Genomic DNA, 16618 nt, shown 5'->3' on the forward strand with positions numbered 1-16618 from the left:
ATTGAATATGTATTTTCAGGGATATTATTATGAGTTCCGAATGCTTGATTTCTTTTGAGAACGTCAGCTTTTCATACGGCACACATCCTGTTTTTCAGGATGTGAATTTCAGTATTGATAAGGGTGATTACCTCGCTATTCTCGGCCCTAACGGTGGTGGAAAAACTACTCTGGTTAAACTTTTTCTGGGACTGCTTAAACCCGGCAGAGGCCGCATAGGAATTTTCGGCAAAACTCCGGGAAGCTGCGGCAATATCATCGGCTATCTCCCGCAGTATACCAATGTATCGCAGAGTTTTCCCATCACCGTGCGTGATGCGGTTATGATGGGCATGATTTCATCCGGTTTTAAAGGTCTTTTCGGCATGGGTTTCGGTAGCGGAGCAAAAAAAGCTGTTGAAAAGGCTTTATCCCGTGTAGGTATGCTTAAATATATCAATGAGAAGGTCTGCGATCTTTCCGGCGGGCAGAAGCAGCGCGTTTTTATTGCCAGAGCAATTGTTGCCGAACCTAAACTCCTGCTGCTGGACGAACCGACCGCAAGTGTTGATCAGGTCGGCAAAAGCGGTCTTTACAGTCTTCTGAGAGAGCTTAACGAAGATATGACCGTCATTATGGTCAGCCACGATATTTCAGTGCTGGGTCAGGGGGTTAAAACCGTGGCCTGCGTCAATCATCAGGTTCACATACACGATAAACCGGTCATAACCCGTGAGCTGCTTATTCAGGCCTACGGTCAGACAGCGGACGGAACCTGCCCCATTGAACTGGTTACCCACGGTGATATCCCGCACCGTGTACTTGAATTTCATGAAGAAGACGCAACCCGCAAAGGAGACTGGAATGATTGATGCCCTTGGTTATGACTTTATGCAGAACGCTCTCATGGCCGGAGTTGTGGCAAGCATTATCTGCGGGATTATCGGTGCGCTGGTTGTGGTCAACAGGGTTGTGCTGCTGGCCGGCGGTGTGGCCCACGCCTCTTATGGCGGGGTGGGGCTGGCATTCTTTCTGGGGCTGCCCATGCTCCCGGTTACAGCTGTTTTTGCGGTCTGCTCGGCATTGCTGATGGCACTGGTCACTATGAAGGTGAAAGACCGGGCGGATACTTTTATCGGGGTAATGTGGGCCGCAGGCATGGCCCTTGGTATTATTCTGCTGGATATTACGCCGGGCTATAATGTGGACCTTATGAGCTACCTTTTCGGGGGGATACTGGCAACGCCGAGTAGTGATCTCTACCTTATGAGTGCTCTGGCAGTGATTGTGCTGCTGGTTTCAGTAGGCCTCTACAAGGGATTGTGGGCCATGTCTTTTGATGAGGAATTTGCCCGCGCCAGAGGTATTCCGGTTACGGCGCTATATTTTGTAATGCTGGCCCTGATAGCCCTGAGCGTGGTTATGGTCATCCGAGTTGTGGGCCTTATTCTGGTTATTGCCCTGCTGACTATTCCACCGCAGATAGCTGAAAGCAGAACCTCATCCCTGTGGTCAATGATGATACTCTCCTCAGTACTGAGCATGATTTTCTGCATTGTCGGCCTGCTGCTCTCATTTCAGCTAGATATCTCCTCCGGCGCAACCATAATAGCAGTCTCCATAGTAGGCTTCGTTATTTCACAGCTCGTCAACTGCGTCTGCTCAAAGTCATAGCCGCTGGATCAAATGCTTGTGAGGGTATTATTACTGGATTAGTATATTAAGTATATTAAGCGTTTCTTCTTTATAACCGAGAATTAATGGATGATTGGGTGCGAATTTAAGAGCATAGTCATAGCATTCAATGGCTTCTCTTAATTTGGTTATGACTTCTTCCTTTTCGTCTGTGATTGCCAGCACTATTCCGAGATTCCGCAGCGAGTTTCCTTTGTTGTTGTGAGCATAAATGTAATCAGGAGCGAGTTTAAGAGCTGCGTCGTATGATTCAATGGCTTGTTTGTATTTTTCTATAGCCTCACCATTTTTTGAGAGGGTAGCCAGAAGATTACCTAGGCTTTGCAGCGAATTTCCTTTGTTGTTGTGAGCATTAATGTAATCAGGAGCAAGTTCAAGGGCTGCATCGTATGACTCAAGGGCTTGTTTGTATTTTTCTATAGCCTCTTCATCTTTTGCTTGAGTGACCAGCACATCTCCTAGAGCTTGAAGCGAGTTTCCTTTGTCGTTGTGAGCATAAATGTAATCAGGAGCGATTTTAAGAGCTGCGTGGTATGATTCAAGTGATTGTTTATATTTTTCTATAGCCTCACCATTTTTTGAGAGGGCAGCCAGAAGATCGCCTAGCCTTTGCAGCGAGTTTCCTTTGTTGTTGTGAATTCCAGGACCATCAGGGGCAAGTTTGATAGCTGCGTCGTATGATTTAATGGATTGTTTGAATTTTTCTATAGCCTCATTATATTTTGAAAGAGTTGCCAGCGCCTCTCCTAGGCTTTGCAATGAGTTTCCTTTGTTGTTGTGAGCACCAATGTAATCAGGTGCGAGCTTAAGAGCTGCGCCGTATGATTCAATAGCTTCTTTGAATTTATTTATAGCTTCCTCATTTCTTCCCATATTTACCAATAACTCTCCTGATTTACAAAGTGAATTTCCTTTGTTGTTGTGAGCAACAATGTCATCAGGAGCGAGCTTAAGAGCCGCATCGTATGATTCAATTGCTTGTTTGTATTTTTCTATAGCCTTATCATATTTTGATTGGGTGGCCAGCAGATCGCCTAGATTTTGCAGTGAGAGTCCTTTGTTGTTGTGAGCATAAATGTAATCAGGAGCGAGCTTAAGAGCCGCATCGTATGATTTAATAGATTCGTTGTATTTTTCTATAGCCTCATCATTTTTTGACTGAGTAGCCAGAATATTACCTAGGCTTTGCAGCGAGTTTCCTTTGTTGTTGTGAGCAACAATTTGGTCAGGAGCTAGTTTAAGAGCTGCATCGTATGATTCAATGGCTTCGTTGTATTTTTCTATAGCCTCACCATTTTTTGAGAGGGTAGCCAGAAGATCGCCTAGGCTTTGCAGCGAGTTCCCTTTGTTGCAGAGTGTGCTGATCTTCTCAGGATCAGTTTTCAAGTCTTCGCTATAGGCTTCAATAGAAGCTTTCAGCTCAATTTCAGCCTCTTTATATTTAGAAATTCTGAGATAGAAGTCTGCGGCATCATTAGCCAGCAATCCCTTATAAAAAAGCGAAAGGCAGTCCATTTCGTTTCTTATGCCGATCAAAATACGGCACAATTCGTGATCACTTTTTTTGTTGGCCTCGTCCATAGTGTCAGACCATTTTATGCATCCTAGTTTGTTATTATACTGATTCAGATGATAAATTGATTCCGCAAGGGCTGTTTTGCTTTTTTCTATTTCGTATTTTTGGGTGTAATAGTTTTTCAGAAATTTATGGGAATGGTGCAGTAATTCTTTTTTGTCTTCATTTTGAGATGCCAGATGGGGTATTGCATGGCGCATTATGTCATGAATACGGTAGCTTTCAGTCTCAGCCTGTTCACGGTATACAAATGAAAAATTTTTAATTTTTGTGAATTCCTGACTGCGGGGATTAAGGTTCAGTTCTTTTCCCAGAGCGTTATAGATTTCCATATTAAAACTGCGGCAGCAGCTCAGGGCAAAAAGAACCTCCCGTGTTTCCTCATCAACTGAGCGCATGAATCTGCGGACCACTTCCTGACTTTTGCTGATGTGGCTTTGCTCATCTTTAAAGTTTTCGGCCTTAAAGCTCTGCCCGGTATTATATCCGGCAAGCAGTATTTCCATACAGAGGCCGAGGTAGAATGGATGTATTCCTGTTTTGTCCTGCGAATCTCTGGCCTGACAGTATTCTAGAATCGTCTCTACCAGTTCCGGTGCTGCCAGATAGTCCTTAAGTTCTGGATAATTGTCAGCCGCGGCCTTCAGGTAATCAAGCGCGTCAGCCCTTTCGAAAAAGCTGATCTCTTGTAATTTCAGGTAGCGGTCCTTAATGGGTGATTCACAAAGTCCGCTCCATTGCGGCATGTATCTTCCGGCAACCGCAACAATTATACCGGAACTTAGCTCCAGATTGCCAAGAAGCTTCCTGAACCAGGAATCTCTTTCCGTAATCTCCTGCGCTTTGATGTGTGCCGCAACATAGTTGCCGGCAAAAGCCTCGTGAGTATCAAAAAGCAGGGCCAGCCGCTTGGTCGAGTCTGCGGCAAAGCTGGCATTTATATCCTTTGCCAACAACTCCGGCAGCATATCCAGAAGCTCAGATTCCGCATCACAATAGGCCATTGCATTAAGCTGCTCTTCAGTAAGTTTTCTGCGCTTTAAATAAAGGGTTAATTTTTCTTTCTGGAATTTATCCGTCAGGGCCAGCAGGCTTTTAATAACATTCAAAACATTTTCAATTTTAGTCAGGTCTTTAACAAGTTTTGCGAGATCAAAGATCAGGTTTAGTTCTTCTTCGGGGAAGAGTGATTTGATTTTATCGTCAGAGAGCGCAGCGGTCTTTTTTAGATACATCAGACAGGCGTAATCAAAAGACGGGAATAATAAATTGTATTGTGCAAGCCTGCGCCTGAGCATGAGCAAGGCGGAGAAAGATTCCAGCGGTCTTTCTTCTCCGGCTGGTGCGCTCCCGAAATCATGGAGCACGCAGGGAACCGGAGCACCATTCTCGGCATTTGCCACGTTTTCCAGAAATTCATCACGCTCAAGGGTGCGCACATATTCCAGACTGTCAGCCGGCAGAATTTTGCAAAAATTATTTTTCAGGTAATTCAGCAGCAGGGTTTTCCCATTTCCGCCATCTCCCTGAAAATAGATTATTTTTTCCGGCAGGGGCTTAGCATGCAGTGCCTCAAAAAAAGTCTGTATGGCCGAGAACCTGTCGGTGAACAGGCTGAGTGCATTTTTATTAAGCGGATTGGTTAACTTGGGGCTTTTATCCCACTCATTGCATATCGCCATTATGGAGTCCTTTTCTATAAAGCTGATACTGGAATAAGCATTAAAGCATTCGGGCCGGATTATTCTGCATTTAAAATACGCATTTACAACTATACAGTGTCAAGAATAAATTGCATGGCAGCTATAATGAAAAAGCGTGAAACCGGAGCTACACCGGTTCCACGCTTTGAATAGCTGAATTTTATTTTTATGGTTCTGATTAATTATCAGATCTCAGATTCTCCGTGAGCATCTTGAGGTCGGAAGCCAGCCTTGCCAGCTCTGCAATGGCCTGATTGGCCTGCTCCATGCCGTCAGCCGTATCCGCTGAAACAACCTTGATGTCTTCAACCGCAGAAGTAATTTCTTCACTGGTGCTGGACTGCTGTTCCGCTGCGGTGGCAATTGAGCTCACCTGATCTGAGGTCAGGTTAATAAGCTCCATGATTGTTCCAAGGGCTTTTTTGGATTCGTGGGCCAGATCGGTGGCTTCGTCCACTGCTTTGGCGGAGTTATCCACGCTGAGCTGATTCTTTTTGGCTCCTTCCTGTATGTTGGTGATCGCCTTGCCCACTTCCTGAGTGGCCTGCATGGTCTTCTCAGCCAGCTTGCGAACCTCATCGGCAACAACGGCAAAGCCGCGTCCCGCATCTCCAGCTCTGGCAGCCTCAATGGCGGCATTAAGTGCTAGCAGGTTGGTCTGGTCCGCAATGTCGGTGATTACGTCCATGATATCGCCGATTTCGTGGGCCTGTTTTTCGAGTTCATCCATATTGCTTTTCAAGGTCTCGGAGTGATCTTTAACGCTTATAATAGCCTCAACCGAGGTATCCACAATGGATGAACCTTCTCTGGCATTTTCATTTGCCTGATCTGCGCTGTGGGCCGCGTCCGAAGCACTGCGGGCAACTTCTAAAACAGTGTTGTTCATTTCTTCCATCGCTGCTGCGGTTTCGGAAATTCTCTGCTGCTGGATGTCCGTTCCCCTTGTAACCTCTTCAACCTGCGCCGAAAGTTCTTCCGATGCCGAGGACATATCATTCACAAGCCCCTCAAGCATATCCGCCGCCTGTAGCAGACCTTCGGTTCGAGCTTCTTCAGCTACATTTTTAGCTTCTTCCGCTTCAATCCTGAACTGCTCGGCAATTTTAGTCTCTTCACGGCTTTTTTCACTTAATTCTTCGGCTTCTTTTATTTTTTCCTTGAGGCTATCCACCATTGTTTCCATTGAATGATTTAACACTGCCATTTCGCCTGAGAATTTCTGGTTGGTATTGTGTTCCAGTTCACCTGCCGCAATACGGGATGAAAATTCAACCAGACTGTCCAGAGGTTTATTCAGGCCGCTACGCAGCAGGAAAGTATAAAGAATTGCCGCTATTATTATGAGTCCTAAAGTAAACAGCTCCGATTCGGATTCAATTGTTCCAATTGTATTTGTAAACTCTGTTTTCTGGGCGGTAACGGCTCTTTCGATGTTGTCGATATAAATACCCATACCGATGATCCAGCCCCAGGGCTTGAATGCTTTAACGTATGAGAGTTTTTTAGCTTCAACATCACTGCCGGGCTTATCCCACCAGTAAGTCACAAAACCTTCACCATCATTTTTAGCTTTGTCAGTCATTTCAACAAAAAGGTTTTTACCCTTTTTATCTTTGATTCCGGAAATATCCTTTCCGTTTAAAGCCGGCTTGATGGGGTGCATAACCATTTTGGGCCCGAAGTCGTTGATCCAAAAATATTTTTCCGAGCCAAGACGCATTTCACTTATCTGCTTAAGGGCTTCTTCCTTCATTTTCTGGGTGATGTCTTCCACCCATGAACCTGTTCCTATTGCCAGATCAGTTCCCTTAACGCGCCTGATATAGGATATCTTAAGCTTTGGGGTCTCTTCGCCGGGTTTGGTCCAGAGATAGGCAACTGTGCCGCTGCCGGAGCTTTTAGCCAGTCTGGACATCTCTTTTATGAGATATGTTCCCTGTGAGTCTTTAAGGTTGCTGAGGTCTTTTCCGTTGAGAGCCGGTTTGATCGGATGAAAGATCATTCTCGAATCCATATCCTGAATCCAGAGATAATTGCTTCCGGCATATCGGGCATCTTTCACAAGATTAATTATCTGCCCTGTAATACTTTGTGTTGTGCCGTTGCCGGAACTGAAGGTGCGTATACCCTCAGCCTGCGAGACCACCGTATCCACAATCTGCCTCAGTTTTTTTACTTCGTTGGCTTTTAGTGCCTCCATGTCATTTGAAGCATCATAGAATGATTTAACAACGCTGTAGGCAAGGTTGACAGAATCTTTGACTTTTTCTTTTTCCTGCTCGGTAATATCTTTGCGATATTTATTGCTGCTGTCTTCTATAAAATTGTCCAGATTCAGATTATAAAAACCTGAAACAAAAAATCCCTCAACAGCCAGCACAACTATAACGAGCACGATAGTTCTGAAAGCAACTGATTTGTAAAATGCTACCTTACCCATTTACTCCCCCGGATTGTTTTTCAAGTGGCCGATTGTAATTTCAAATTGCGGCTAACTGTCTTTGGTGGACTAAAGTTTTATATTAATTGGTAAAAATATAATTTAAGCATGTAGTCTTCTATTACTGCATTAATCATAAACCATTACTGCGTTTAAAAGCAAGGGTACAAATAAAAATATGATTGCCGTGTATTCGGGTAACAGACTGTTATGAAATGGAAAAAAATTATTATCATGAAAGCGGTGTAAGCTTGAGCTTAAGTATATTTAAAGATGGCAATAAAAAACGTCACTGGAAAATTTCCCCAGTGACGTTTCTTATGGTGTATTTTTTATTTTTTTTAAGACTGCATGTTTTTGATGAGTTCTTTGATACTTAAGGCCAGCTTGGAAAGCTCGCGGATTGCCTGAGCTGATTCTTCCGTTGAGCGCACGGTTTCCGAAGAGATTTCATTTATCTCTTCAGTTGCCCGGTTTATTTCTTCACTGGTTGCGGACTGCTGCTCTGCGGCAGTTGCAATGCTCTGAACCTGATCCGTTGTCGCTTCAATCATTTTTACTATTTCATCCAACGCTTCGCCGGACATATTTGCAAGCTCGGTACTTTTGCCTACAAATCTTGTTGCTTCCTGTGTTGCTTCAATATTCAGCTGTGTACTGTTTTGAATATTGGTTATCGACTCGCCCACTTCTTTGGTGGCTTCCATTGTTTTTTCAGCAAGTTTGCGGACTTCATCGGCAACAACGGCAAAACCGCGACCAGCATCTCCGGCTCTTGCCGCTTCAATGGCGGCATTGAGGGCCAGCAGGTTGGTCTGATCAGCAATATCTGTAATCACATTCATTACATGGCCAATGGCTTCGGTCTGTGACCCAAGTTCTTCCATGCTCGAACGTAATTTATGTGAATTTTCTTCAAGTTCTTTAATGGAGTTAACAGCGTCTACAACCAGTTTCTGACCATCAAGAGCTTTTCCTCTGGTATGCTGGGCGTTTTCTGCTGCTTCTCCTGCGTTTCTGGCAACTTCCATAACCGTGGCGGTCATTTCTTCCATGGCAGTAGAAGTTTCAGTTGCCCTCTGGAGCTGCATTTCAGCACCATTGCGGGATTGCTCAACCTGAGCGGAAAGCTGTTCGGAAGCTGATGACAGCTGGTCGGATATAGCTTCGGCTTCGACTGCCGCTTCGGATATTTTGTTATGCTGGGCAAGAACAGCCTGTTCGTTTTCCTTGATTTTAGTGACGTCGTTCATCATTACGAAAGCTCCGATCATATCTCCGTCAAGGTTTCTTAAAGGAGCTGCATCAATAATCGCGTAGTAGCTTTCTCCGGCCGTGTTTTTGCCTTCAATTTCAACGTCAATCAGGTTTTCACCACTATGCACGCACTTTCTTATGGTCTCGAATATCAGCGGATTGGTTATGAGGTCCGTTAGCGGCCTGCCCTTGAAATCTTCAGAGTCGCCTGATTTTCCGGCCAGAACCAGCTGCTGGCTGTTGGTAAAAGTTATGTTTTCATCAAGGTCCACAACAATGCTTGGAATTGTCATTCCTTTAAGCAGACCTTCCGAGAAGCCGAGCTTTTCTTTCAGGTCGGCAACCATGCTTTTGACAGCTGTGATCGTAGTTCCGATGACATCATTTACAGTGTAATCAAGACTTGCGTTGTAGTGACCTTTTGAGATGGAATCTGTAAAGGAAGAGAGCTGGTTCAAGGGTTTGCTGGTAACCTTCATCAGGAAAAGCATGACCAGAACAGCTAAAATAACAGCAACTATGGCTATTATGATATTCATTTTGAATATTGCTGCGTCCACTCCGTGAGCCATTTCAGACTTCTCCATGGTGAAAGCAAAGCTCCAGCCCCAAGTTTTATATTCCTGTACATACGCCACCATGTCGAGACCGTTTTCTTTATAGCTGACCAGTCCGTTTTTGGTTCTGGAAAATTCAGGCCAGAAATCCATCTTGCTGATATTGATTTCTTTATCCTTGTCAGGATGGAGGAGAACATCGCCTTTTTCATTAAAAATAAATCCATAGCCCTTGCCGCCTACATTTGAAGAACTCACCGATTTTATGAACTCAGGAGCAAGAATCCGGCGGCCTACATATATAGCACCGACAATTTTCCCTCGCAGGCTTTTGATTGGTTTATATGCTGTTATGTACCAGGCGTTGACCACATAGGCCATTCCATAGAAGGTTTTGTCGGCTATTATGGATTTGTAAACCGGGCTGCTGTCTGGAATGTAGGTGTCGACAGCTCTTGATCCATCATTTTTTTTCACGTTTGTTGAAACACGGAGCAGTTTTCCGGGAAGAAGCTGAAAAATTGTTGCTGTTCCTCCAACTGTCTCCTTGACTGAGTCAACTAGATCAAATGTTTTATTTATAGGGATACCGCCGAAAGTCATGGTCGGTATGCTGGTTGATTCTGTCTGTTTTGTTATCTGGTTGGTGATGGTTTCAGGAATCATTTTACGTTTGTTAAGAGACGGAAAACCAAGACCGAAGAGTCTTTTATCAAGTATGTCCAGATCAGCTTTAACCTTATCAAGCAATAAGCCGTTCTGCATTTCCATCATTGCAACAACACCATCAGTTATCGAATGCATTGATGTTTTTCCGAGTTGATTTAATGATCTGTCAACTTCAAGCAGATTCAAGGAAGTCATGGCAATAACAGTAGCCAGAATAACTCCGATTGAACCAACCATGAGTTTAGTCTGAAAAGATATTTGTTTGAACATCAGTCCCCCCGGAAGATCCTTTGTCACAGTAAAAATTCTGTGAACGTCTCTTTGATATCAATGAAATTTATTTTACAAAAAAAATTATATGTTTTTATATCTTTAAATTCAGTTTCATGAAAAAGCAAATATATTGGAAGATATAATATTATTGAATTGTTCTTGAAAAATCTGCCAGAAAAGAAACAAAAGGACTTTCCACCTCTCCTTTTATTCTTGATAAATCCGGAGCAGCAGGAGGATAAATAACTTCTATCGGATCTCCTCCAAGATATGAGTTCCATGTCTGCTTTTGCACTACAGCTATTTTATTTTTGGGATTACCGTCAGGACCAACAAAAGTGTAAGCAATATAATATTTCTTCTCTCCGTTATTGGAAGTTTTACGGTAAACAACAGTTCCAATAGCTTTTTTTTCCCCAAAAGCCCGCATTCTCTCAATACGAATTTCTTTGTAAGGAATGTTCCAGAGCATTGTCAGAAACAGTATTGCAAAAGCAATCTGTAAAATTTTTTTTATTTCCATATGTTAATTTTAAATGTTTTTTTAATGCACTTTTATAGAATGGTTCCAGCAAATATTTTATATAAACACTTTACTAGATAGTATCCTTCTTAACGGATTGCGTAAAGGCAGGGGCAAAAAATGTATTGTACATATCCGTAGATAGAAGTTGCCATTAATGTCTTTGGGTAGGTATTTAGTTGGAATATGTTTTATTTTTATAATTTGACTCCCATAAAAACTGGGTGTCCGGATTATAAAAGCATTACAAAAAACGTAGGGGATGTTTCGAAATAACAAGAGGCGGATTTAGCAGGTGATGGAGAAAAGTATTATCTCAGACCTGTTCTGAAGCCATTTTAAATCCAAGATATATAAATACAGCCCCGGATATTTTTTGAAGATTTTTTTTGAATGAAGAACAGGAAATAAGTGAACGCATTTTTCCCAGAGCAAAAACAACTGAGGAAAACCAGATTATCCCAAGGCTGAAATGAATTGTCATTAAAAGCAGTGACTTTGTGAAAATATTTTCGCCGGGCAAAATAAACTGCGGCAGAAGGGCCAGATAAAAGACAGCAACTTTGGGGTTGAGGACATTTGTCAGGAAGCCTTCTTTAAAAGAAGATGTTCTGCTGGCCGGGGTCACAGTATTTAAACCGGCCTGAGCTTCTTCTATTGCGTCATGCTTGTTGAAGCCTTTTATCAGGGATTTTATGCCTAGCCAGATAATGTACAACGCCCCGGCAATTTTAACTATTTCAAAGGCTGTAGCCGATTTCATAAGTATCAGCGAAAGCCCGGTAGCCGAGGCAATGGCATGGACCAGCAGCCCAGAGTTGATCCCGGCAACAGTTGCAAGTCCTGCTGATGTTGATCTGGTGAGCGTGCTGTTGACTACCAGCATGGTGTCCGGACCGGGAGTAATTGTTAAAATTGCTGCAATCGGTATGAAAGAAAGCGTTAACGCATCCATCGGTCTGCCTCCGCAGTCATGTTGTCATCACCCTTAATAAAATTAGCCCAGATATGGTTCAAGCTCACTGACGGCTTCAAAGAGGAAGTGGTCAATCAGCTCGCAGAAGAGATGGCCTACTGCAATATGTATTTCCTGAATTACAGGTGTATCAGTACTTGGAATGCTTACAACATGATCACATAAGGGAAGCATTTCTCCGGTTTTCATACCGGTCATTCCTACTGTGATCATGTCTTTGCGGCGGGCTTCTTTCAATGCGGCAATTACATTCGGGCTGGAACCTGAAGTACTGATTCCTATAAGAACGTCACCTGCTGATCCAAGAGCCTGAATTTGTTTTTCAAAGATGGTATCAAACGAATAGTCATTACCGATTGCTGTGAGGATGGATGTGTCAGTGGTCAGGGCAATTCCCGGAAGAGCAGGTCTTTCGAGCTTGAAGCGGTTTACAAGTTCGGCAGCCAGATGCTGACAGTCCGCGGCACTGCCACCGTTGCCACAGAAAAATATTTTACCGCCTTTTGCAAGAGCTACAGCCAGAGATCTGGCAATATCAACGACCTGTTCAGAATTTGCTTCAAAAAATGCTTCACGGACTTCAACCCCGGAGCGGGCATGATCAAGAACTTTTTGCAGTGCGGTTTCCGACATTATGCTTCCTTTAATTACTTGATTTGTTCATTTTCAGCCTTGCAATCTGTTGCGGCTGTCGACAACCCATGTATATAAAAACCTCTCTGCTGGCAATAAGCGGAGGCTTCTATTGAGTTTGTTTGAGCAGGCTGTTTACCGGCAGATATCGTTTTGAATACATTTTATATTTACCATTTTCAGGAGTTTGAATTTGTCTGATTTTTTTAAAATTAATTACATCTGTCTGCTGTTTATTCTATTTTTGTCCGCATCTCCTGCTTTTGCAAATACTATGCAGGCAGCTGAAATGGATACCATGATAGGGCAGATGATCATGGTTGGATTCAGAGGAATGGAGATAGGTAATGATAGTCCGATTGCACAGGATATCGAATCTGCACACATAGGTGGGGTGATTCTGTTTAATAAAGACTGTCTTCTTGATTTCGGACCTAGAAATATTGAAAGTTCTGAACAGCTAAAAAGGCTGACAGACTCCTTACAAAAATATTCCAAAATACCTTTACTTGTTGCTGTTGATCAGGAAGGCGGCAGAGTACAGCGGCTTAAAGCTGAACAGGGATTTAATGAAACTCCAAGTGCCGCTGAATTAGGAAAAGACGGTAAGTTGGAAACAGCTTATAAGGCCGGGGCTGAAGTTGGTAAAACTTTGCGCTCTTCCGGATTCAACCTTGATTTTGCGCCTGATCTTGATGTGAATGTAAATCCTGATAATCCTGTAATAGGCAAGCTTGAACGCAGCTTTTCGGCTGATTCGGAAGTTGTCTCCAAACTTGGGACAGCTTTCATTCAAGGATTGAGATCGCAGGGAATTTTTTCATGCGTAAAACATTTTCCGGGGCATGGCAGTTCAACTGGAGACAGTCACCTTGGTCTGACGGATGTCAGCTCGACATGGACGGAGAAAGAGCTGCTGCCGTTTGAATATATAGTTAAAAACAATAGAACTGACATGGTGATGACCGCCCATATATTTAACAGGAATTTAGATCCTGACTATCCGGCTACACTTTCATCAAAAGTCATCAGTGGTATCCTGCGTAAAAAGCTTGGCTATAACGGGGTGGTAATCACCGATGATATGCAGATGAAAGCCATAAGCGATTCCTACGGATTCAAGGAGTCCATATATCGTGCAGTGGAGGCTGGGGCGGACATACTCCTTTTTGGGAATAATATTGCCTACGAAAAGGGGATAGGGCGCAGAGTGTTCAAGGTCTTAAAGTCAATGGTTGAACAGGGGCGCATCAGTCCGGAAAGGATAAAGCAGTCTTATGATAGAATTATGAAACTTAAAAGCCGCATTGCACAGTAAAGGCAATGATGCATATTCCGTCTGCTTTTTTAGTAGCTGGGGGCTTCCGGTAGCATAATGGTAAAGGAAGTCCCTTCGCCTACTTTTGAGTGAACTTCGAAAATTCCATTGTGGTTTTTGGTAATGATGAAATAAGAGACCGAAAGTCCAAGTCCCGTTCCCACTCCGGGATCTTTAGTCGTGAAAAATGGTTCGAAAACTCTTTTACGGGTCTCGGCATCCATTCCCGGTCCATTATCTTTAATTTCACAGCAGACCATATTCTGGCATTTGGATATGGAAACCTCAATACGTGGTTTTTCTTCCATTTCTTCCCAGTCTGACATTGCCTGAGCTGAATTTCTCAGAAGATTCAGAAAGACCTGCTCTATTTCTGTGTTTGAGCATAACACTGGTGGCACGTCAGGAGAATAATTTCTAACAATTTCAATCTGTTTAAAGTCGTACCTTTTTTTGAGATCATAATCTTTTGCGGCAAGATTAATTGTATTATCCAGTAGTACATCCAGCTTTCCGGGAGCCTTTCTTGAGTCGCTTCTTCTACTGAATTCAAGCATTCCTGAAACAATGTCGGCAGCTCTTATTCCTGACTCAGTAATACCGTTGAGCATTGAGGTGATCTTTCTCAGCTCCATATATTGCAGAACCGCATCAAGGTCGCAACCTGCTTTTTTTGCGGCATCTATATTGGGTTTCAGATCAGGAGAGAACCTGCGGATTATGTTTTGGATGCCCTGTAGAATTCCGCCCAGAGGATTGTTGATTTCATGGGCCATTCCTGCTGCAAGACCGCCGACAGACATCATTTTTTCGGTCTGAATCATTATCTCTTCAAGTCTGACTCTTTCCGTAACGTCATCTATCCTGATTACGGCTCCCTGCTCATAGCTCCCGGTCAAAGGATATATCATTACATCAACATATTTGATTAATCCTTTGTCAGAACTCGTAACTATGTTTTCGGTATCTGGGACACCGGTGATCAGTGCCATTTCCAATTTATCCCTGAATTCTGTCAATATAGGAAAAGCTCTTTCAACCGGTGCATCCTTGATATCATTTATATCCATAGAGGACATTTGACCTGCGGACAGATTGAAATGGTTAACTCTAAGAATGCTGTCAACGCTGATAACGACTGATGGCATTGAATCGATAATATCTTTGATGCGGTTGTTGGCTTTGCTCAGTTCGAGAACGGCCTTTCTACGATCAGTGATATCCATGCCCACACATAGTATTTCAGCTACTTGGCCGTCCTCACTATACACAGGGCTGTTGGTCCATTGAATCCAGACCCTTGATCCGTCTTTGCGTATATTTTCATTGTTGCTGGTCGGAAGATTCTCAGGATTTTTAAATAGCTCCACCAGCTTCTTTCTTAGGTCTTCTCCGCCGGGATTAATCACAGGTACAATAGTATCAAAAATATTTTTCCCGATTATTTCCTGCTGGGTATATCCGAAAAAGGTCTGAGCAAATTCATTAAAGAAAGTGATATTGCCGTCGCGGTTCATTCTTAAAATAATACTGTTTGCCCGGTTCACAAGGTCCCGGTATTTTTCTTCGGATATTGTCAGGGCTCGGGAGTGTTGAGAGACCGCATCCAGAAGATGTACCATGTTTCTTGCAAAAAAAGTCATTGAGTTAAGGTACATGCGGTTTTCCTGAAAAACAGTGCTCTCTGCGAGGTGATCCCAGTCAATGCTCTTCAGTTCTTGCGCTGTATCTTTCATGATAACCGGAACGGTCTGCGATTTATCAGAGATTGTTATTCCTGAAAGCAGGCTGTTGATCTTTCGGAATTCAGATTCAACCAGCAGCAGATCTCCGGATATTTTACGAGATCTGATAAGCCCTGTTCCCAAGGTAATGGTTGTAAGTATTATTAGAATGGTCAGCCCGTAAAATTCTTTTGAAACATCTTTAATAAGGGCCATGTCGAACATAGCAGGTTCTGATGATCTGGAGTGTTCGATGGCAAAGGCATGACCGTTATAGAAAACTATTCCATGATTCAGGCTGGAGAATGGAATTTTATGTTTATTAAAAGTGGAATATTCAATTCCACCATGCTCGTTGAATAAAATGATCTGCTGAGTTTTAGGGACAGTGGGCAGCAGACTTTTGGGGGCGAGCAGACCAATTATATACGAATGCGTGGTTCTTTTTATCAGGTATACAGCCTTTAATGCCGGGTCCAGAATATTTCGAAATTGGATAAGCTTTCTTTCACCTATCTTTGTGTCTTTGATTCTCTCATATAATTCTGATCCATATATATTTTTAAGGGAAATTTTTTCCTGATCGCGTTCAAAGACTTTTCCGTTAAGCTGTATTTTAAAAACTGTGGTGAAACCATAGTTTGTTGTCGACGTGGTCGTAATCGCTTCGCTTAAAAATTCGATCCTGTTTTTAAGGTATGTGGACCATGACTGGGCGCTTTCATTCAGACCTGAATTGATTATCCAAATAAACAGCAGCAGTGAGAAAATAGCATTCGCCGCAAAGATACCCATGAAAATCCATAAGTATTTCCGTATCCTGCTGTAAAATTGTCGTATGCTTCTGGTTTTGTCACGAACCATGTTCAAGCCTGATGTATGTTCGCATAAGATTATCCAAGTCGCTAAAACAGATATCTTTATAAAGTAGTTTAAAATGCTGGTTTTCGCAAACTGTCTTTATACCGTTAATCGCTACTTTGAATCCAGTAAGCTTCAGGACACTTTATACAGACGCAGATATACACTCTGATAATCAGTTCAAAAATATAGGGAAGCTTTTTCCTTGTTCTATCTTCTCAGGCAGAATTGGCCTTTCTCCGGCTATCCTCACTATATTCTCCCACATACTTTTCTAAATCAATAGTTCTATTGTTTCAGGTTATTAAAGATAAATTAATGTAAATTAATATAGAAATCAAAAGTTGGGCATATTCTTTGCTTAACAGCCTTTAGAAAAATAAATTTTAAAAAAGTGGTGTGAGGCAGGAAACCGGGAACAGTCAAAACCC

The 16618-nt window shown here is 42.8% G+C and carries 10 protein-coding genes; 3 read left to right on the forward strand and 7 right to left on the reverse strand.

Annotation, left to right across the window (positions count from 1 at the left end):
- The first annotated feature begins 29 nt into the window (after positions 1-29).
- Complete coding sequence (locus G496_RS0102730; protein ID WP_027177920.1) at positions 30-851, forward strand: metal ABC transporter ATP-binding protein; 822 nt, start codon at positions 30-32, stop codon at positions 849-851.
- Complete coding sequence (locus tag G496_RS0102735; protein WP_027177921.1) at positions 844-1653, forward strand: metal ABC transporter permease; 810 nt, start codon at positions 844-846, stop codon at positions 1651-1653. The genes G496_RS0102730 and G496_RS0102735 overlap by 8 nt, the downstream gene beginning before the upstream one ends.
- Positions 1654-1683: 30 nt before the next feature.
- On the opposite strand, the gene G496_RS0102740 is transcribed toward G496_RS0102735, so the two are convergent.
- The 6 genes from G496_RS0102740 to G496_RS0102765 all read right to left on the reverse strand — a co-directional run bounded on the left by G496_RS0102740 (position 1684) and on the right by G496_RS0102765 (position 12284).
- Positions 1684-4932 (reverse strand): tetratricopeptide repeat protein, encoded by a 3249-nt coding sequence (locus tag G496_RS0102740; RefSeq protein WP_027177922.1) that lies wholly within the window; start codon positions 4930-4932, stop codon positions 1684-1686.
- A 199-nt stretch (positions 4933-5131) separates the two neighbouring features.
- Positions 5132-7396 (reverse strand): methyl-accepting chemotaxis protein, encoded by a 2265-nt coding sequence (locus tag G496_RS0102745; protein ID WP_027177923.1) that lies wholly within the window; start codon positions 7394-7396, stop codon positions 5132-5134.
- A gap of 341 nt (positions 7397-7737) precedes the next feature.
- Positions 7738-10149 (reverse strand): Cache 3/Cache 2 fusion domain-containing protein, encoded by a 2412-nt coding sequence (locus G496_RS0102750; protein ID WP_027177924.1) that lies wholly within the window; start codon positions 10147-10149, stop codon positions 7738-7740.
- Between the two features lie 148 nt (positions 10150-10297).
- Positions 10298-10675 (reverse strand): DUF3592 domain-containing protein, encoded by a 378-nt coding sequence (locus tag G496_RS18655; protein WP_034632155.1) that lies wholly within the window; start codon positions 10673-10675, stop codon positions 10298-10300.
- 316 nt (positions 10676-10991) lie between these two features.
- Positions 10992-11630 carry a LysE family translocator gene (locus tag G496_RS0102760; RefSeq protein WP_051294792.1) on the reverse strand — a complete coding sequence of 213 codons (639 nt, stop codon included), beginning with the start codon at positions 11628-11630 and terminating at the stop codon, positions 10992-10994.
- 42 nt (positions 11631-11672) lie between these two features.
- Positions 11673-12284 (reverse strand): D-sedoheptulose 7-phosphate isomerase, encoded by a 612-nt coding sequence (locus G496_RS0102765; RefSeq protein ID WP_027177926.1) that lies wholly within the window; start codon positions 12282-12284, stop codon positions 11673-11675.
- 193 nt (positions 12285-12477) lie between these two features.
- Here G496_RS0102765 and G496_RS0102770 point away from each other — a divergent pair, with 193 nt between their 5' ends.
- Positions 12478-13602, forward strand: a complete 1125-nt coding sequence (locus G496_RS0102770) for a glycoside hydrolase family 3 protein (protein WP_051294793.1) — start codon at positions 12478-12480, stop codon at positions 13600-13602.
- Between the two features lie 29 nt (positions 13603-13631).
- On the opposite strand, the gene G496_RS18660 is transcribed toward G496_RS0102770, so the two are convergent.
- Positions 13632-16121, reverse strand: a complete 2490-nt coding sequence (locus tag G496_RS18660) for a PAS domain-containing sensor histidine kinase (RefSeq protein ID WP_051294794.1) — start codon at positions 16119-16121, stop codon at positions 13632-13634.
- Between the last annotated feature and the right edge of the window lie 497 nt (positions 16122-16618).

This window comes from Maridesulfovibrio bastinii DSM 16055, assembly GCF_000429985.1.
Classification (GTDB): Bacteria; Desulfobacterota; Desulfovibrionia; order Desulfovibrionales; family Desulfovibrionaceae; genus Maridesulfovibrio; species Maridesulfovibrio bastinii.

What these genes read in the sequence shown, in the direction of transcription:
- G496_RS0102730 (WP_027177920.1), top strand. Translation starts at nt 30, where the DNA reads ATGAGTTCCGAATGCTTGATTTCTTTTGAGAACGTCAGCTTTTCATAC.
- G496_RS0102735 (WP_027177921.1), top strand. Translation starts at nt 844, where the DNA reads ATGATTGATGCCCTTGGTTATGACTTTATGCAGAACGCTCTCATGGCC.
- G496_RS0102740 (WP_027177922.1), bottom strand. Translation starts at nt 4,932, where the DNA reads ATGGCGATATGCAATGAGTGGGATAAAAGCCCCAAGTTAACCAATCCG.
- G496_RS0102745 (WP_027177923.1), bottom strand. Translation starts at nt 7,396, where the DNA reads ATGGGTAAGGTAGCATTTTACAAATCAGTTGCTTTCAGAACTATCGTG.
- G496_RS0102750 (WP_027177924.1), bottom strand. Translation starts at nt 10,149, where the DNA reads ATGTTCAAACAAATATCTTTTCAGACTAAACTCATGGTTGGTTCAATC.
- G496_RS18655 (WP_034632155.1), bottom strand. Translation starts at nt 10,675, where the DNA reads ATGGAAATAAAAAAAATTTTACAGATTGCTTTTGCAATACTGTTTCTG.
- G496_RS0102760 (WP_051294792.1), bottom strand. Translation starts at nt 11,630, where the DNA reads ATGGATGCGTTAACGCTTTCTTTCATACCGATTGCAGCAATTTTAACA.
- G496_RS0102765 (WP_027177926.1), bottom strand. Translation starts at nt 12,284, where the DNA reads ATGTCGGAAACCGCACTGCAAAAAGTTCTTGATCATGCCCGCTCCGGG.
- G496_RS18660 (WP_051294794.1), bottom strand. Translation starts at nt 16,121, where the DNA reads ATGGGTATCTTTGCGGCGAATGCTATTTTCTCACTGCTGCTGTTTATT.